This window comes from Paenibacillus lemnae (assembly GCF_012933385.1).
In the GTDB taxonomy this organism is placed as follows: domain Bacteria; phylum Bacillota; class Bacilli; order Paenibacillales; family Paenibacillaceae; genus Paenibacillus_AQ; species Paenibacillus_AQ lemnae.
The window spans coordinates 110,879-129,745 of the sequence record NZ_JABBPN010000005.1 but is presented as its reverse complement, the minus strand read 5'-3'; the positions used below and the strand labels follow the sequence as shown (position 1 = coordinate 129,745).

The 18,867-nt window shown below is 49.0% G+C and carries 15 protein-coding genes; 6 read left to right on the top strand and 9 right to left on the bottom strand.

Going from position 1 to position 18,867, the window contains the following annotated elements; translation table 11 throughout:
- The first annotated feature begins 133 nt into the window (after positions 1-133).
- From HII30_RS07950 to HII30_RS07935, 4 genes are all read left to right on the top strand, one after another.
- Complete coding sequence (locus HII30_RS07950; protein ID WP_169504477.1) at positions 134-550, top strand: VanZ family protein; 417 nt, start codon at positions 134-136, stop codon at positions 548-550.
- Between the two features lie 328 nt (positions 551-878).
- Positions 879-2,828 carry an asparagine synthase-related protein gene (locus HII30_RS07945; RefSeq protein ID WP_169504476.1) on the top strand — a complete coding sequence of 650 codons (1,950 nt, stop codon included), beginning with the start codon at positions 879-881 and terminating at the stop codon, positions 2,826-2,828.
- 15 nt (positions 2,829-2,843) lie between these two features.
- On the top strand, positions 2,844-2,972 hold the full coding sequence (locus HII30_RS07940; protein ID WP_169504475.1) for a paeninodin family lasso peptide: 129 nt from the start codon (positions 2,844-2,846) through the stop codon (positions 2,970-2,972).
- Between the two features lie 119 nt (positions 2,973-3,091).
- Positions 3,092-3,994 carry a phosphoenolpyruvate carboxykinase (ATP) gene (locus tag HII30_RS07935; RefSeq protein ID WP_169504474.1) on the top strand — a complete coding sequence of 301 codons (903 nt, stop codon included), beginning with the start codon at positions 3,092-3,094 and terminating at the stop codon, positions 3,992-3,994.
- 104 nt (positions 3,995-4,098) lie between these two features.
- Here the strand turns inward: HII30_RS07935 and HII30_RS07930 are convergent, their stop codons facing one another.
- Positions 4,099-5,106: an LCP family glycopolymer transferase gene (locus tag HII30_RS07930; protein ID WP_169504473.1), complete on the bottom strand. Its 1,008-nt coding sequence runs from the start codon at positions 5,104-5,106 to the stop codon at positions 4,099-4,101.
- A 96-nt stretch (positions 5,107-5,202) separates the two neighbouring features.
- The gene (locus tag HII30_RS07925; RefSeq protein ID WP_169504472.1) at positions 5,203-5,577 is read right to left on the bottom strand and encodes a hypothetical protein; all 375 of its coding nucleotides are present in this window, start codon (positions 5,575-5,577) and stop codon (positions 5,203-5,205) included.
- Between the two features lie 181 nt (positions 5,578-5,758).
- On the opposite strand from HII30_RS07925, the gene HII30_RS07920 reads away from it, so the two are divergent.
- On the top strand, positions 5,759-6,127 hold the full coding sequence (locus HII30_RS07920) for a helix-turn-helix domain-containing protein (protein ID WP_169504471.1): 369 nt from the start codon (positions 5,759-5,761) through the stop codon (positions 6,125-6,127).
- Between the two features lie 70 nt (positions 6,128-6,197).
- Here the strand turns inward: HII30_RS07920 and HII30_RS07915 are convergent, their stop codons facing one another.
- The 4 genes from HII30_RS07915 to HII30_RS07900 all read right to left on the bottom strand — a co-directional run bounded on the left by HII30_RS07915 (position 6,198) and on the right by HII30_RS07900 (position 14,664).
- On the bottom strand, positions 6,198-6,347 hold the full coding sequence (locus tag HII30_RS07915; RefSeq protein WP_169504470.1) for a hypothetical protein: 150 nt from the start codon (positions 6,345-6,347) through the stop codon (positions 6,198-6,200).
- 393 nt (positions 6,348-6,740) lie between these two features.
- The gene (gene gltB / locus HII30_RS07910) at positions 6,741-11,339 is read right to left on the bottom strand and encodes a glutamate synthase large subunit (protein WP_169504469.1); all 4,599 of its coding nucleotides are present in this window, start codon (positions 11,337-11,339) and stop codon (positions 6,741-6,743) included.
- Between the two features lie 343 nt (positions 11,340-11,682).
- Entirely contained in the window at positions 11,683-13,950 is a 2,268-nt protein-coding gene (locus tag HII30_RS07905) for a YhgE/Pip domain-containing protein (RefSeq protein WP_169504468.1), read from the bottom strand.
- 132 nt (positions 13,951-14,082) lie between these two features.
- Positions 14,083-14,664: a TetR/AcrR family transcriptional regulator gene (locus tag HII30_RS07900; RefSeq protein WP_169504467.1), complete on the bottom strand. Its 582-nt coding sequence runs from the start codon at positions 14,662-14,664 to the stop codon at positions 14,083-14,085.
- Positions 14,665-14,912: 248 nt separating this feature from the next.
- Here HII30_RS07900 and HII30_RS07895 point away from each other — a divergent pair, with 248 nt between their 5' ends.
- On the top strand, positions 14,913-16,076 hold the full coding sequence (locus HII30_RS07895) for an MGDG synthase family glycosyltransferase (protein ID WP_169504466.1): 1,164 nt from the start codon (positions 14,913-14,915) through the stop codon (positions 16,074-16,076).
- A gap of 154 nt (positions 16,077-16,230) precedes the next feature.
- On the opposite strand, the gene HII30_RS07890 is transcribed toward HII30_RS07895, so the two are convergent.
- The 3 genes from HII30_RS07890 to thpR all read right to left on the bottom strand — a co-directional run bounded on the left by HII30_RS07890 (position 16,231) and on the right by thpR (position 18,599).
- Positions 16,231-16,914: a metal-dependent hydrolase gene (locus HII30_RS07890; RefSeq protein ID WP_169504465.1), complete on the bottom strand. Its 684-nt coding sequence runs from the start codon at positions 16,912-16,914 to the stop codon at positions 16,231-16,233.
- Positions 16,915-16,954: 40 nt separating this feature from the next.
- Positions 16,955-17,935, bottom strand: coding sequence for a cell wall hydrolase (locus HII30_RS07885; RefSeq protein WP_169504464.1), 981 nt, complete (start codon positions 17,933-17,935; stop codon positions 16,955-16,957).
- 91 nt (positions 17,936-18,026) lie between these two features.
- Positions 18,027-18,599, bottom strand: coding sequence for an RNA 2',3'-cyclic phosphodiesterase (gene thpR / locus HII30_RS07880; protein WP_169504463.1), 573 nt, complete (start codon positions 18,597-18,599; stop codon positions 18,027-18,029).
- Positions 18,600-18,867 lie beyond the last annotated feature (268 nt).

Sequence of the window (18,867 nt, the reverse complement as noted above, 5' to 3'; positions counted from 1 at the left end):
GCCCCTCACCCATTTTATGCACCAGAAGTCCTTTATCCCTGGAACTTGAAATTCGTTTGACAGTGCTTTATGATATGATTTCGTAATGATACAATTTGTATCTAAAGAATCACAAAAGGAGTATACATGAGCTATGCGCATCATATTCACGGTGTTCTGGGCTGCGGTTCTATTCACCTTCACTTGCTCTATCAATTTTCAGGCTCTGCTCCATCAGCAGCTCATTGATTTCCGTTTTAATCCCGCTCCGGATTGGTCCGAGTTGTTCAGAATGGATTTTCAGTGGTATCGAAATGATTGGATCTTGCGAAAGGCCGGGCATTTGATTGGTTTTTTCGTACTGGCCCTGTCTGCTTCTAATTTCGGGAAAATCAGATTTGCGTTTATTCTGTGTATCTTGTATGCAGCAGCTACTGAAATTTTGCAGCTCTACTTTTTCCGCGGCGGCCGAATCTATGATGTCATCAATGATTCCTTCGGGATTATACTGGCTTATCTGGTGTGTAAACTGTTCTTTTCTCGCAAATATGTAAATTCATCAGATACCTAGACTTATAGACTAATCCTTACTACCCGGAAGTTTTCAAAAAAGTTGTTGATACATTTTGTAACGTAATGTATACTGACCTCGATACATAAAGTATCAAAAAAAGATATATAGAATGAACTAAAGATAAAACTCTTCTATAGCGGAGGTGACAAGTGATTCTGAAGAAGCGACAGCGTCCGCCTTTGCCTCCAAAATGCTACCATAAATTATAATTCCAAGCATTTTGGAGGCAACAGCGGTCGTAAGAACACTTGCCATCGCAGCTCCCGTAGAGATAACTTTTAACTTCAGTCTATGTAGATCCTAAGCAGCAAAGGAGAATCCATGCATGAGTGCAATTGCTGGTATTTATCGCTTGGACAGTCAATCGGTACAAGCGGAGCATGGCCATCTTGTCATGGAGGTATTAGCTCATTTTCCGGCAGATCAGAGGGCGGTATGGAATCAAGGGCCTGTTATGCTGGGATGCCATGCGCAATGGATGACCCTGCAGTCCACACAAGAACAGCTGCCGCATTATGACCCTGTTCGCAAGCTGGCTATCACGGCGGATATTATCCTGGATAACCGCGACGAGCTGCTGGACCAATTAATGGTGCACCATGCCTTGCGATCCCGGATGACAGACAGTGAAATTGTGCTGAAGTCCTATGAAAAATGGGGCTCTCGAATGCCGGAGCGGTTAATCGGGGATTTTGCATTTGTTATCTGGGATGAGGAAAAGCAGCTGCTGTTTGGAGCCAGAGACTTCTCCGGGGCCAGAACACTGTATTACCACCATTCCGAGCGCCACTTTTCCTTCTGTACCATGATCAAACCCTTGTTGTCACTGCCGTATGTACATAAACAGCTGAACGAAAACTGGCTGGCACAATTCATGGCCATCAGCGGTGTATTTGAACCTCCGGATGTTTCGACAACTGTATATGACGGGATCCATCAGCTGCCGCCCTCTCATATGATGACCATCACACGTAATCAAATCTCATTGACGAAATATAACGCTTTACGAAATGTAGTTCCTTTACAGCTGTCTTCTTCCCAAGAGTACGAAGAAGCCTTTCGGGATGTATTTCAAAGAGCGGTCATGTCGAGACTGTGCCGAAGCCATAAACAGGCGGGAGCCTATCTCAGCGGCGGTCTGGATTCCGGATCTGTTGTCAGCTTTGCAGCGAAAGCGCTGCAGCAGCAGAACCGTCCATTACAAACCTTCAGCTATGTGCCGGAGGACGAATTTGAAGACTGGACTCCGAAACGGAGACTGGCAGATGAAAGACCGCTTATTGCCCAGACGGTTCAATTTGTGGAGAACATCCAGCCCCGTTACCTGGACTTTAAAGGGTCCAGTGCTTTTTCCGAAATGGATGATTGGCTGGATATTTTGGAATCTCCCTACAAGTTTTTTGATAACTCATTCTGGCTGAGAGGCATCCATGAGCAGGCCAGCCGTGCGGACATCGGTATTCTGCTGAACGGGCAGCGGGGGAATTACAGCATATCCTGGGGTCCTGCACTGGACTACTACGGCCGTCTGATGAGGAGCTTCAACTGGATTCAGTTAACAAGGGAAGTCAAACAATACAGCAAGAACACAAATATCAGCCGTAAGGCATTATATTCTGTTATCTGCCGTAAAGCTTTTCCGGGGATTAACCGCCTGAAGCCTGCCGCTTCTTCTCATGAGTGGCCGCAATGGATCCATTCCGACTTTGCGAAGAAAACCGGGGTGTATGACCAGCTTCAAGACCGATCGTTTACGGGGATTGGTTCTACCTATGATCTGCCCGATGATCCGCTGGTAGCAAGACAGGTTCATTTTGACAGAGTAAACGTGTGGAGCACGACCGGAACGAGCGGTTCCAAGCTATCGCTCCGCTACGGGATTGGCGGGCATGATCCTACCAATGATCTGCGGGTGATCCGATTCTGCCTGTCGGCTCCCATAGAGCAATTTGTTCAGCAGGGCATGGACCGGGCGCTGATCCGGCGTTCGACCAAAGGATGGCTGCCGGATTCTATCCGGCTCAACCAGCGGACCCGAGGCATACAGGCTGCAGATTCGATTCACCGGCTGCGGAATCACTGGCCCCAGATGATAACAGAGCTGGAGCAGATGCAGCAGGATACCCAGATACAGCAGATGATCAACATGCCTGTTGTTGAGAAAGCTATCCAGGAAGCCCGTCATGGCATCCATCCGAATCAAGCCTACCACGCTCCGATCAAGCTGTTAATGCGGAGTCTGATCTTATATCGGTTCCTTAAAAAGACCTTTTGAAAGGAGGTGATACCAATGAAAAAAGAATGGAACGCACCTACTTTAGAAATCCTTGACACGAAAATGACCATGGCCGGACCAGGAGCAACTCATCCTGACGCTGCACAGCCGGATCCGGATGAAACGGTTCACTACACCAGCTAATGCAGTACTTATCATCTCCTGGAGAGCCCGTATATGCCTTAATGGTATACGGGCTACCTTACTTTACAACAGCAGTTTGAATAAATGGGGTGAATGTCACGATAACGAAAACTCAAACCATGTACCAGGCTTTCGGCTATTCCATCCATAGTGAAATTCCGCTTCCCGAGCTGCAGAAGATCCATCCCTCCGAGCCAGCAGACGCAGATATTCATATCCTCTACGCTGATTTGTCAGAACGCTGGACTGCACACTCCTGTCCTGCACAGAAATGGGTCAGCACGGATCAGCTTGTCATGTTCCAGGTTCCTGAACTCGCCATTTTTGCCTCTGAGAATGGAAACCGTATCCTGATTTCCCCCGACACCTATGCCGATGAGGACAAATTACGTTTATATATACTGGGGAGCTGTATGGGGGCCTTATTATTTCAACGAAAAATTCTTCCGCTCCACGGCAGTGCGATTGCTATCAACGGTAAAGCCTTTGCTTTTGTCGGACATTCGGGGCATGGAAAATCAACACTCGCCTCTGCTTTAATGCAGCTGGGATACAGCCTCATCACCGATGATGTCATTGCGGTCTCATTGGATGATGCTGACAAGCCGTTTGTCACTCCCGCGTATCCGCAGCAAAAGCTGTGGCAGGAAAGTCTGGATAACTTCGGCATGGACTCCAGCCAATATCGGCCGCTGTTTGAACGAGAGACCAAATTTGCTGTTCCTGTGCAGGCCCATTTTGAACAAGAGACGTTACCGCTCGCCGGCATTTTTGAGCTTGTCAAATCCGACTGCAGTGAGGTTCAATTAAGAACCGTGGATAAGCTTGAACGTCTTCCACTATTGTTTCGGCACACCTACCGTAAATCACTGCTCGCAGGAAACGGCTTAACAAGCTGGCACTTTGACATCACTGCACGTATGTCTGGGAATCTCCCTATCTACCAGCTGCAGCGTCCACTGTACGAACGAACGGTACATCAGTTAGCCGATTTAGTATTGAGCATGATTGAGACGCCTTAGTAAAAACGGCTTTCGGGTCGTTTTTACTTTTTTTTCGGGATGAAAAAAAACAGGCCATACGGGATAGCTTCCCATATGCCTGCATGATGATTATGCTGCTTTGTTCATTGTAATGTCTTCATATGCTCTGCAAGTAAAGTGTGAATTCGCTGCCGCTCATTCGCGTCCACGATATAATACCAAATCCCGCCGATTTTACTTCCCGTTCCCTTGATTTCGATCTGCTCGATGGTGTTCAGATCCTGCCTGTAGTCCGCCACCAATGTTTTCATATCATTAAAGGAGATATCCGTTCGCACATTGCTCCCCACTTCATTCAGCAGTGAATTCAGCTTGAACACGGTCGATACATTCAAAGCACTGCGAATCACTTCTTTTACAATCTCGCGCTGACGGGCGTTCCGTCCCAGATCCCCTCTGGGGTCATCAAATCTCATTCTGGAAAAGGCGAGAGCCTGACTCCCGTCCAGATGTATATTGCCTGATGCGAAATGGTAGCCGCCATAATCAAACGCCAGTGAGTTATTGACCTGCACACCGCCAAGTGTATCAATGATCTTGGAGAAGCCCTCCATATTGACTTTCACATAATAATGGACGGGATATTGCAGCAGCTCCTCCACCGTACTGACCGACATATCGACACCGCCAAAAGCATAGGCATGGTTAATTTTATCCACTGTACCACGTCCGGCTATGGCCGTTCGGGTATCCCGGGGGATATTGAACATTAGAATGGATTTTCGTTCTGGATTTACCGATAGTAAAATCATCGCATCGGAACGGCCGCGGTCATTCTCACGCTGGTCCACCCCGAGAACAAGCACGGTAAAAGGTTCTTTTTTATCCAAATCGACGGTTCGGTTTACTTGTATGCGATTTACATTCAAACTCGAATTCGAACTCGGCAGATTAGATGCTCCGCCGCCCGGTTTGGCATTTTCCGCAGAAACCGGCTCCGCTTGAATAATCATGGGTGGTGAAGGAGTGCGCTGCTCAAATATTTGCTCGGCCGTTTCCTTAACCGAGTGATAGAGATATAATCCATACCCTGCGGCAAACAGTATCACAAAACCCACTACGAGCGCTGCCCATTTCAGGACTTTTTTCAAATGTGTTTCCCCTCCTGCAAAAATAGGGCGTCATTTTTAAGGTAAAAGAACTAATGACCAACCAACTCAAGTAGTGTAAAATATATGTATTCTTTATTATTGATAACATTTCAGGCGCCGATCTGTAGCATAGCAGGACATCATCCGGTTTAAGATACCTGTGATCCGGAGTTTTTGCTCTTCTGAAGCTTCCAATCTCACGGTATATAACATCCGGCTTCCCCATGGTTTCCGGCTTAGCATCTTTCCTTGCATCAGCAATCGGTCGCAGGTGTCATCCAGTTCATAGTTTAGCTTGACGCTGTGCGCCTCAGGAATTTCCCAGTCGCAGAGGAATGAAAGCTTCTCTGTACTGAGTTCCAGCGGGGCAACCTCGTGAAACCGTCCGGACATATGAAGTTTGCCAATTGCCGCGAGCTGAAGTCTGACGGTAAGCCAGGGCTGCTCTTTAATCAATACCGAAACATCCATTGAGCTTCCTTCTTTTCCATGAAATTATGGTATGGGACATCCTGACCTTGGATAAAATGATACTAAATGTCACACCAAGATACATTTTGTATCTCTGTTATTGTTTATATTACGATACATATTGTATCTAGTCAATATAAATTCCACTGGAATTCGCTATATCGTTGAGGAGGACCCTTGCATGAACTACGGAGAACGGATAGCAGAACTGCGAGATCAACGGGGCTGGACCCAAGAGGAGCTAGCCACCTCCGTCGGCATCACTAGAGCTGCACTATCTCATTATGAAAAAAATCGCCGCAAGCCGGATTTTGAAACTCTTACCGCTCTGGCTGATCGTTTTGACGTCTCGATTGATTATTTAATCGGGCGAACCCAGAATGAAAAGATGACATTGGATCCGGACGTGAGCCAGTTTGTAGACGGCCTGGAATTGGCAGATGAGGATCTGCTGGAGCGCTTCAATTTGACCGTTGACGGCCGCAAGCTGTCAGAAGAAGAAGCCAAAAGATTCATTGCTTTTGTACGCATGGAACGGTCCATGAAATAATGTAAAAATCCCCGGAGGCACTTTAGCTCCCGGGGATTTTACATTCTGTTTTTGTCACAAATAACAGACATTATATATTTTTCTGTTCTCTCAGATGCTGGTTCCATTTCTCTGGATGAATTCCCAATTGGATCATAATCGTACAGATATCCAGGTTCTTTTTCTCCTGAACGGGCTGCTGACGCTCCTGCCGCGGCCCAGTCTCTTTCTCCTTATTCATCCGTCGAAAACCTCGTCTTTCTTATCTAATTGGCTCCCCATCTCCAGATTGGCTTCCCCCGCTGCGCACCTTGACTTACTTATGAATATTATACCTGACCAAGCCTTTTGATACTGTCGTCTCATGGAACTCTCCAATCAAAAATCTGCTTCTAATTTTGTCGAATTCTCAGAGTGTTTTACTTATAACTCCTAAGCTGTTAGTTAAAGTCAGTTATTTTGTTAGCGCTATTGTAAAGGTATTTAAACCCATAGATTTAGTGCTATGTGCTCAAAAAAATAGATCAGCTCTCCATAGAGAGCTGATCTATTCATACGAAAGGCTGTCACAAACGCTGTATTCCCGCGTCTGTGACAACCTCAGTGCCTACATAGTTATGAAGCTGTTGATGATTTAGGCGCCTCCAGTACGTGCAAGCTCCCGCATGTTCGCCTCAAATGCAGCCAGCAGCGCTGCATCACCAATCAAGCCTTGATCCTGCACCTTTTGAATCTGCTGCATCATCCGCTTGTAGTCCTTTGGTATAATCCGAACAAACTGCTTCAGTGACTGCTCCCAATCTCCAAGGAGTTGTTGTGCGACACTGCTGTCAGTGTACACGGAATGGCGCTGAATCATGGAGAACAAAGCTTCAGCTTCTTCTGTATCCTCTACCCGCTCAAGCAGTACCATTTCCCTGTTGCAGCGACCATACAGCGTTCCATCCGGATCATACACATAGGCAATACCGCCAGACATACCCGCCGCAAAGTTACGGCCTGTATCGCCAAGTACAACAACGCGGCCTCCTGTCATGTATTCACAACCGTGGTCGCCGACACCTTCTACGACGATGCTCGCTCCGGAATTCCGGACTGCAAAACGTTCTCCTGCAATCCCGCGGATATAGGCTTCACCGCTGGTCGCACCGTAGAACGCGGTGTTGCCCGCAATAATATTGTCTTCAGCCACAAATGTTGCTTTAGGTGAAGGTTTAACAATGATTTTGCCGCCGGACAGTCCCTTGCCGACATAATCGTTGCTGTCCCCTTCTACAGTCAGCGTCATTCCTTTGGGTACGAAGGCACCAAAGCTTTGCCCTGCAGATCCTTCGAAAGTGAATTGAATGGTATCTTCCGGCAGACCTGCTAATCCGTATTTACGGGTCAGCTCACTCCCTACAATCGTTCCGACTGCACGATCCACGTTCGTAATCGGGAATCTTCCCTCTACCGAAGTTCCGGATTCCAGAGCCGGGGACGCGCTGTCCAGCAGGAAGCGCATATCCAGCGTTTCTTCCAGTCCGTGGTTCTGATGCTTCGTGCGGTAACGGGTGGTATCTTCACGCACCTCTGGTGTATAGAGAAGGGCAGAAATATCCACACCTTTCTTCTTCCAATGTGTATCTACATTGACGGAATCCAGGCAGTCCGTACGACCGACCATCTCTTCAACGGTACGGAATCCGAGTGCAGCCATCTGCTCACGCATGTCCTCAGCCACAAATTTCATAAAGTTTACAACATGGTCCGGATCACCTGTGAAGTTTTTACGCAGCTCCGGATTCTGGGTCGCTACACCAACCGGACAGGTATCCATCTGACATACACGCATCATGATACAGCCGATCGCAACCAGTGGAGCTGTTGAGAATCCGTACTGTTCCGCACCCAGCAGAGCGGCGATGATCAGGTCACGGCCGTTCAGCATTTTACCGTCGGTTTCCAGCACCACGCGGTCACGCAAATTATTCATCATCAATGTCTGATGCGTCTCTGCCAGCCCGAGCTCCCAAGGCATACCTGCATGTCGAATGGAGCCTTGCGGTGAAGCACCGGTACCGCCGTCATAACCGCTGACCAGGATAATATCGGCCCGGCCTTTGGCTACGCCTGCCGCGATCGTACCTACGCCGACTTCGGAAACCAACTTGACGTTGATATCGGCGCGCGGGTTGCTGTTCTTCAGATCATAGATCAGCTCTGCCAAATCCTCAATCGAATAAATATCGTGATGCGGCGGAGGTGAGATCAAACCTACACCTGGTGTAGATCCGCGCACTTCTGCGACCCAAGGATATACTTTACGGCCAGGCAGCTGTCCGCCTTCTCCAGGCTTCGCGCCCTGAGCCATCTTGATCTGAATCTCATCCGCATTGACCAGGTAATTGGACGTAACACCGAATCGTCCAGAGGCGACCTGTTTGATCGCACTCCGGCGGGAATCTCCATTAGCATCCGGTGTGAAACGATTCGGATCCTCGCCGCCTTCGCCCGTGTTGCTTCTGCCTCCGATCCGGTTCATACCGATCGCCAGACTTTCATGGGCTTCCTTGCTGATGGATCCGAACGACATGGCGCCCGTCTTGAACCGCTTCATAATACTTTCCAGCGGCTCTACCTCTTCAAGCGGAACCGGTTTGCCAGCAGGCTTGATGTTAAGCAGTGCCCGCAGGGTCATGTAGCTCTCATTCTCGCCTTGAACCAGCTCAGCATACTGCTTATACAGCTTGTAGTCGCCTGTACGAACAGCCTGCTGCAGCAGATGAATGGTTTTCGGATTGAACAAATGCTCTTCTCCGCCATTTCTCCACTGATACTCACCCACAGAATCCAGCGCTTTATCATTTCCGTCTTTATCTGTGAAGGCTCTCTCATGGTGAGCCAGCGCTTCGGCTGCAACTTCCTCCAGCCCGATCCCTCCAATTCGAGAAGGCGTCCAGGTGAAGTATTTATCTACAAATTCGGATTTTAGCCCGACAGCTTCAAAAATTTGCGCTCCGCGATAGGACTGAATCGTCGAAATCCCCATTTTGGACAGGACTTTGACAACACCCTTGCTCGCTGCCTTGATGAAATTCTTAACAGCTTTCTCATGCGAGATTCCTCGCAGCATTTTTTCCTGAATCATGTCATCCAGCGTCTCGAATGCAAGATACGGGTTCACGGCACTCACCCCGTATCCGAGCAGAAGTGCAAAATGATGCACTTCACGAGGCTCGCCCGATTCCAAAAGGATGCTTACTCTTGTACGTGTACCCTGGCGAATCAGGTGATGATGCAGGGTCGACACAGCAAGCAGAGATGGAATCGCTGCATTCTCACGGTCTACACCACGGTCGGACAGGATCAAGATGTTGTGGCCTTTATCAATAACACGGTCAGCCGCTTCACAAAGACCGTTCAATGCTTTACGGAGTCCATCTGCACCTTCAGATGCCGTAAAGAAGATCGGGATGGTCATGGACTTAAAGCCTGGACGGTGCACATGGCGGATTTTTGCAAAATCCTCATTCGAGAGGATCGGCGAATCCAGACGAATATGGCGGCAGCTCTCCGGCTCCGGATTCAACAGATTGCGTTCCGGACCAATTGTCGTTGCTGTAGAAGTTACCAGTTCCTCGCGAATGGCATCGATCGGCGGGTTGGTAACCTGTGCAAACATCTGCTTGAAGTAATTGAACAGGCGCTGCGGGCGATCCGACAGTACAGCCAGCGGTGCATCATACCCCATCGAGGCGATCGCTTCGCCGCCAGTCAGTGCCATCGGCTCAATGACCTTGCGCAGCTCTTCAAATGTAAATCCGAACGACTGCTGGAGCTGGCGGACATTCTCATGCTTCGGATTTGGAAGCTCAGGTGCTTCCGGAAGATCCGACAGTTCCACAAGATGCTCATTCAGCCAATCGCGGTAAGGCAGCTCCGAGGCAATATTGGCTTTCACCTCTTCATCGGAAATAATGCGGCCTTCCTGTGTATCCACCACCAGCATACGTCCAGGGCGCAGGCGGTCTTTCAGCAGAACATTCTCTGCCGGGATATCCAGTACGCCTGCCTCCGAAGACAGGACGATCAGATCATCCTTGGTAATATAGTAACGTGAAGGGCGCAGGCCGTTCCGGTCCAGGGTTGCAGCGATCTGAACCCCATCGGTAAATGCCATTGCAGCAGGTCCGTCCCACGGCTCCATCAGCGTGCTGTGATATTCATAAAATGCTTTTTTGGTCCCGTCCATGCTTTCATGGTTGTTCCAAGGCTCAGGCACCATCATCATGGCAACCTGCGGGAGAGAGCGTCCGCTCAGGTACAGGAACTCAAACGTATTATCAAACATCCCTGTATCCGATCCGTCAGGATTGATAACCGGCTTCACCTTCTCCAGATCGCTGCCGAACAGCTCGCTCTCAAAAAGAGATTGACGTGCATGCATCCAGTTGACATTCCCTCTAAGTGTGTTGATCTCACCATTGTGGATCATGAAGCGGTAAGGGTGAGCCCGCTCCCAGCTCGGGAATGTGTTGGTGCTGAAACGGGAATGCACAAGTGCAATCGCTGAAGTGAGCGACGGCTCCTGCAGATCTAGATAAAACTGTCCTACCTGTACGGTGGTCAGCATGCCTTTATATACGATTTTGCGGCAGGAAAGGCTGGATACATAGAATGTATCCCCTTCTGGAATAGTACTGTAACGGATAGCAAGCTCCGCCCGTCTGCGGATGACGTACAGCTTGCGCTCAAAATCCAGATCATTCTGAATGTCTTCACTGCGGCCGATAAACACCTGACGCACATACGGCTTCGCGGTTTTCGCGGTCTTGCCGAGCATCTCATCATTGGTCGGCACGTCACGGAAGCCCAGCAGCGTCTGGCCCTCTTCTGCGATAATGCCGGCCAGTTTCTGCTCATGAACCTCGCGGACTCCAGCATCATGGGAGAGGAACAGCATACCTGCTCCGTACTGTCCCGGTTCTGGCAGCGAGAATCCCAGACGCTCCGCCTCGGCTGCAAAAAAGCTATGCGGAATCTGCATCATAATCCCTGCTCCGTCACCGGAGTTCGGCTCGCTGCCCTGTCCGCCGCGATGTTCCATATTGCCCAGCATGGTCAAGGCTTGGCTTACAATTTCATGTGAAGGAGAGCCTTTGATATGAGCGACAAAACCCATGCCGCAGGCGTCTTTCTCAAACTGCGGGTCATAAAGTCCCTGTTTCCGGGGAATAACGGTATGTTTCATAGTAAGCAACCTTTCCTGTTACAAAATAAAATAAGCCAAAGACAAATGGAGCCTCCTAGATCAACAGCCATTCTCTCCTGCTTGTGAGTCAATATTTACATTGCAATGACATTTTGTGCAAAAACATTAAAAGGACCGTCGTCAATTTACATCCTAAGTTAGATTAGTGTTATCATTTTAGCATTCCCTTAATATCAGTGCAATTCAAAGTTTTTATAATTTCGATAACTTTTGCTTTTGTGACCGCTATCTAAAGGCTTCCTCATTTACTTTATGTATTTTAATGCAAAAAAAAGATCAAAAAAGACATTCCTCGATAAAGGAGGAATGTCTTTTTTTGTCATCATACGGCAGGGGCTGCAGCCGTGTCTTGAATTTTATTTTTGTAACGATGGGTTAGGAAATATAAGGCCGTGATGATCAGGAATGCACCGCCGAAGGCGGCCAGCACACCTGCATTGCTCCACAAATATCCCATGTCCCCGGTAGAAATGACCGCTTTAAAACCCGATACACTGTACGTCATCGGCAGCAGGGGGTTAAAGGCCTTCATCCAATTTGGGATCAGTTCCAGCGGGAAGGTTCCGGCACTGGTCGTCAGCTGAAGAATCAGAATGACAATCGCGACGAAACGTCCCGGAAGATCCAGCCATGTAACCAGCGCCTGGATAAGGAACATGTAAGACAGACTGGTCAGAATAGAGAACATGTAGAACATCGGTACACTTTGCACTTCCAGTTTCAATCCGTACAGCAGCACCACGACAGCCAGTAAAGCCTGAAGAATCCCCATGCCTGCAAAAGAAAGGGTGCGGCTCACAAATCGGCTGAAGCCGCTCGCGCCCGGTACGCTGGAAGCGTAAACCGGCATGACGATGGACGTAATCAGCGCACCTACGAACAGTCCCAATGACAAAAAGTAAGGTGCAAAACCTGTACCATAGTTCGGCACTTCATTGACCTTGTGCTCATCGACTTGAACGGGCTGTGCAAACATCGCATAGTTCGTATCTGTCGCTTTTACACTTCCGGTCTTATTTGCAGCTTCGTTAAGCTTGCCGGCAAGCTCTCCGGTTCCGGTCTTGAGCGTATCCATACCGCTGACCAGTTCACCGGCACCGGCATCCAGCTGTTTCGAACCATCTGCCAATGTGCTTACACCGCTGCCCAGCTTCCCGGCACCTGCGCTCAACTGTCGTGTGCCCTCATTCAGACGGGCAGCACCTGCGGCCAGCTCTTTGCCTCCCCCGGCAGCTTCGCTAAGTTTGCTGCCGAACTGCTTCATTCCCGCGGACAGTTTGTCCTGTCCTGCGGTTAACTCCTTCGCACCTGCCAGCAGCTGCCCGTTGCCTGCATGCAGCTTCTCACTGCCCTGCACCAGCTGGCCCGCACCGGCACTCAGCTGGCCTGCACCTTCGCCCAGCCGGGCGGTACCCTGCTTCAGCTCTGCTGCACCTGCAGCCAGCTGCTTCTGTCCTTCGTTCAGCTTTGAACTTCCAGCTGCTACCGCTTCACTCGCTGCAAGAAGCTTCTGTACTTCAGGCATGGAAGCCAATTCTTCATTGCTTGCTGCAAGCTGTTTAAGACCCGCTGCTACAGACTGTGCGCCCTGCTCGAGGGATGCTGTACCCTCCAGGGATTGCGACAGCCCCGCTTCCAGCTTGCCCGCACCACTCTCGGCGCTTTGTGCACCGGATTGAAGTGCAGCTGCACCGCTCTGACTGGCCTTGAGCCCTGCAGTCAATTCTTTACTTCCATTAAATGCAGCTTCAAGTCCGGCTTGAAGCTTGCGGCTGCCTGTACCTGTCTGCACTGCTCCAGCCTGCAGCTGTTCATGCCCCTGCAGCAGCTGATATAGACCAGAGGACAGCTTGTCAGCACCTTGATGAAGTGTGCCTGCGCCGGTGTTCAATTCCACTACACCTTTAGTCAGCGGCGCGATTCCGGAGCGCAGCTCCTCGGTCCCGCTGACCAGCTTGGTCAGATTCTGCTTCAGCTTCAGCGCGCCTGCATCCAGCTTCTGGGCACCGTCTGAAATTTGCGTTGCACCGCTGCCTGCATCAGACAGGCCGTCTGCAATCGTCTTGACCTGGCCAAACAAGGTTTCCGTATAGGCTTCTGTCACTTTGGCAGATACCTTGGACTGAATTTCCTTGACCGCAGATCCACCAATCTGTCCGGCGAGGAAGTTATAACCTTCATTCGGTTCAAAAAGAAGCTGCGCCGGTGCCGGCTGATCATCCAGCACAGTCGTCGCTTGCTTCGAGAAGTTATCAGGAATGATAATCGTCATATAATATTTATTGTCCTTCATTCCCTCTTCCGCTTCCTGGCGGCTGACAAACTGCCAGTTAAAGTCGGCTCCCTTCTTCAATTCCTTCACAAGATCCTCGCCTGCCGTCAGGGTTTTCCCTTCAAACACAGCTCCCTGATCATTATTTACAACCGCTACAGGCAGATCGTTCATCTTGCCATAGGGATCCCAGAAAGCTCCGAGAAACATCCCGCTGTACATCAGCGGAATAAAGAGCACGGCAATCAGCGGAATTAACAGCTTTCGGTTGCGGGCCGCCGCCCCCATGTCTTTGAAAAATACAGATAATGATTTCAATTGTTCCATCTCCTTCTATTTAATAAGCATCTATACTAACTGACCATATCATTCATATAGTCATTTTAGTGCAAAAAAAATGGCCCGAAATGATGCCCCATACAGGCCGGTCTTTAACATCTTTAACATCGGTTAACCTGAGGAGCGAAGCCCCTGTTCCAGAAATAACAGCATGTATTCCTTGATTTGTTCCTTGGGAAGAGGCTCTCGCAATTGATTGAAATCCCCTGCCAGTGAGGTGTACAGCCTGAGCATCACGTATGACACGACCTGGGCATCACATGGCCTGATCTCGTCATTACGAATCGCCTGCTCGACGACACCCTGAATATAGCTTACAATCACATTCTCTACCTTGGCCAGACCGTAGTCTGCCTTGGGTGTTCCAAGATCTCTCTTCTCCTGGGACAGTTTGATGAACAAGGCGTGCTCGTCACGAAAATCAAGCAGCGCATCCAGCACCCGGTACAGATTATCAAAAAAATCGCGGTCATCCCGGATCGTGCGCTCGGCAATTTTTCTCATATCCGTAATAGCTGAATGCAGGATTTCATCGAAAAGCTCATCTTTATTCGTAAAAAAAGTGTAGATGGTTCCTTTGCCCACATTCGCAATCTTGGCCACCTGATCCATGGTCGTTGCCTTATATCCGAACAGCGCAAACGATTTGGCGGCTGCATCAAGCACAAGTCTGCGGCGGTCTACGGCTGCCATATATGCATCCCTCCCAATCTGCTTTATAATAGTAGTTAATCTGTCGGATTCACAAATTGACTAAAATTCATTTTCGGTCAAACGGTCAATTATCACTTTAACAAACTCATGTTTTTTTTGCAAGAAGAAAAACGGAAAACAAAGACGATTTATGCGTATATAATAATAATTGCACTTTTTTTCGATCGTGCTCTTCAAAAAAGCATTCCTGTTTTGTAAGATAGAGGGAGAAAGAAGTAGGTGAAATCATGCGAAAAACAAGAGTGCTCCTTTTCTCGGAGGGATTCGGCACAGGACATACCCAGGCGGCGTATGCTCTCTCTGAAGGGCTGAAGCGGAAAAATCCGCACATTCAGTGCCGTGTCATCGAACTCGGCAATTTTCTGAATCCGACCGTCGGTCCGCTGATCCTGTCGGCCTATCGCAAGACCGTCAGTGTCCGGCCGAGACTTGTGGGCATGCTGTACCGTTCCCAATATAAAAGATCCTTAAACAAACTAACACGTCTGGCTCTGCACCGGATTTTTTATGCCCAGGCAGCACAAGTCATTCAGCAGCTTAAACCGGATTTGATCATCTGCACTCATCCATTTCCAAACGCTGTTGTATCCCGTCTCAAACGTCAGGGCTTGAATGTGCCGCTGTTTACGCTGATTACCGATTATGACGCACATGGAACCTGGGTGAATCCGGAGGTCGATGAATACCTGGTATCCACTGCTCAGGTGAAGAAGCTGCTCATGCGCAGAGATATCTCGCCCGAGTACATACATGTAACCGGCATTCCTGTTCATCCGAAGTTCTGGGATCAAGAGAACCAGGATTTACTGCGATCAGAGCTCCAGCTGAAAAATATGCCCACCATCCTTATTATGGGCGGCGGCTGGGGTCTCGTATTCAACAAAGACCTGCTGGGCAGACTCGCATCCAGAGCCGATGAAATCCAACTGGTATTTTGCATGGGGCAAAATGAGAAGCTTGTCGCGGATATGAAGGATAATCCGCTGTTCCGCCATCCGCATATTCATATTTTCGGATATCGGAAAGACATCCACAAGCTGATGGGCGCTTCGGATCTTCTCATCACCAAGCCGGGCGGCATGACTTGTACCGAAGGTGCTGCCAAAGGCATTCCAATGCTCTTCTACGAGCCGATTCCCGGACAAGAGGAAGAGAACTGCCATTTCTTTGTCAGTGAAGGATTGGGCGAGGTACTGGAGCCTTCCTTACTGGATAAATGGCTGGATCTGTTAGCAGAACGATATGATACTGTTGAAGCGTACCGGCGTGATATGATGAGAGGCATTTCCGCTCATCTTAAGCCGGATCATTGTGCCGATCAGGTGCTGGGCATGCTGAATCACGAGCCGGTTGTTTACCCTCAGGCGATTCAGCTGCTGGCAGATTCTTAATAGTGAAGGGGCTGTCCCAAAAGATCTAGTATCTTATGGGATGGCCTTTTTTATTGTTGTGAGACGCTCCCCGTACGAAACGAAACGTTCCTCCCCTCGCTTTGGAGAACAAAAAAAAGCTGACGCGCTCATGCGCAGTCAGCTTAAAAACATTTTATAATTCCAGGCTTTCGCCAGGGGTAAGCGGACATCCATCGACACCGGTCTGCTTCAAACGGTCACAGAAAGCTTCAGGGTCCTGCTCAATGCCCGGGAAGGTATTATAATGCAGAGGGATCACACGTGATGTGCGAAGCCACTGTGCCGCCAGCAGCGCGTCCTCCGGCCCCATTGTCAGTGCGCCGCCAATCGGCAGTGCTGCACAGGCGATTGAATTCATCTCCCCAATCAGGCGCATATCTCCGAAGAGTGCCGTATCTCCGGCATGATAGAAGGTTTTCCCTCCCATGGTCAGCAGCACGCCGCCCGGCTGGCCTGCATACACCCAGGAATCCCCGTCAGAAACCGAGGATGAATGAAAGGCTTGGGTGTATTTCACCTCGAACCCGTCATATTTCCGGCCGCCGCCAATGTTGAGTCCATCAGCCTTTACGCCTTTTTTACCGCAGAATACGGCAAGCTCATAGACCGCAATGACAGGACAATCATTTTGCTTCGCAATCTGAATCGTATCCCCGAAATGGTCGTCATGACCATGGGTCAGAATCACAGCATTCACTTTAATGTCGCTTGGATCCACGTTTGTATGCGGATTACCGCTTAAAAAAGGATCAATAATCACAGAGATTCCATCATGCTCTACGAGCGTGCAGGAATGGCCATAATAGGTTATTTTCACGGCTTAAAGCACCTCCTTGTTTTACATTACCCAACTAAGGTTATTTGTAAAAAGAATGGTTGCCGATCTTCTTGCTAAAGGTCCTTGAATGATGCACCGTCAAGTCTTGAGCCAGCGTTAAAGACAGGAAGAAATAAGTGTCATCACTGACTGCTTTATGCCCATGCAGCGCAGCTGTTACAGCTTTAATGGTTTCCTTGCTTGGTTTGACACGGTCCATCCGCCCGTTCGCGACAGGACTGAACTGGTATTTTTGGTAAATGACATTTCTAATTGTATCGGGAAAATTAGCTGACCGCAGCCGGTTTAAGACAACATTGGCAACTGCCACTTTGCCTTCGTACGGTTCGCCTTCCGCCTCTGCCATAACAATCTTCTGGAGCAGAAGCAGCTCTTCAGCCGACAAAGCATAATCCCAGGTTGCATTCTCTTTCTGATCCTGAGTTAACGTCTTTGTTCTTGTGAAGAATAACTTGGTGGGGGGTTGTAGGCTCTTGGCCTTTGGTTGTACGGCAGTCGTCCCCTCTTTTTTCTTCGGCTTCACCTGTTTTGCAGTCGTTGAGGATGCTGCATCATTGGAGCTGCTTTTAGAAATCCGGTTGTCGTCGTCTTTTTTGGAAGGTGTACTTTTCTTCTCAGGAGTTGATTTTTCCTGTTTCTTGGAAGGTACATTCTCTTCCTGACGCTCAATTTCCGGTAAGGACAATAGGGTATCCGGTTCGGGTTTCCAGCCCTGAAGCTCATTAGCTGCAAACAATCCCGGCAATTGCACAGGGTTTCCTTCCTTTTTCTCTATATTGGATTTTATATCTATCTTATTCTTGCTCTGAACATTGATGTCCCCATGAGTGACAGGGACGGTGGAAGAAGATGCAGCCTGTCGTGCTTCAGCAGATTCTTTCTTCCCTCCTTTTTCGGTAATCGTCTGCATTCCCAGCAGACTTATTAAAGACAAGCTCACTAAAAGCGCTCCAACTAAAAGAGCGATCCAGCGATTTTGCCGAAAGACTGAAATTCCCATGTTTTTCCTCCTATACGTCGGCACATTCCTTCTCTATGTAACCAAAATCTCAGGAGTTGAAAACATGACTGTTCTCAAATGACAAAATAATTTAGCTTCCAAAAGGTACTTGCTCCTGAATTTCGTACATAGGGCTTGCATGCATCACGGTCCGAAACAGGACCATAGAGCCGGCCGTCCAGCTGACGCTGTCTGGTCCTTGCTCCAGCAATGGCGATGAAATGCGGCCGTCTATAAATTTTCTTGCAGTCGTAATATGCGGACGATATGGACGCTCTTCTGGCTTAAAGCCGAGCGGTGCCATCGCATCCGTTACACGCTGCTGCAAAGAATACAGTTCCTGAACCTCTCCGTCAATCCCCGTCCATAGCACCCGCGGCGAGGTCGGCTGACCGAACACACCGGCTCCCCGTAATGATAAGGTGAATGACTTCTGGCCTTCAGCAGCCTGACGAAGGTGAGACACCACGGCTGCCGTATTTTCCGTGTCTGTGTCCCCGAGGAACTGAAGTGTAATATGATAATCCTGCGGATGTACCCATTTGCGGAAGGACATGTGCTGGCTCAGCTCTTCTGTCCACCGGAATATGGCTTCAGCGGCCTCTTGAGGGAGAGGTACCGCTACAAATAAACGCAAAACCGAACGCTCGGCGGCTGCATTCATGATATAACCTTCTTCCTGTTTTCGTTTGGATAACACCCTCATATTGTGTACAAACCCGCGTTAAGTTTAACATGATACCATAAATTCAAAAAAAGTGAATGCAAAAAAATACCATCCAGGGTTTCCTGGTATACATCTGTCGGCGTTTCACAGCTCATTGCCTGTCTCTAAGGGGGAATGCGGATGACACGGCAAGGAAGCATCGATTGAGTGGGTGGCCTGTGAGAGTGAAAGCGCTATAAAAGCTTATGTATCAAGTATTTTTTAC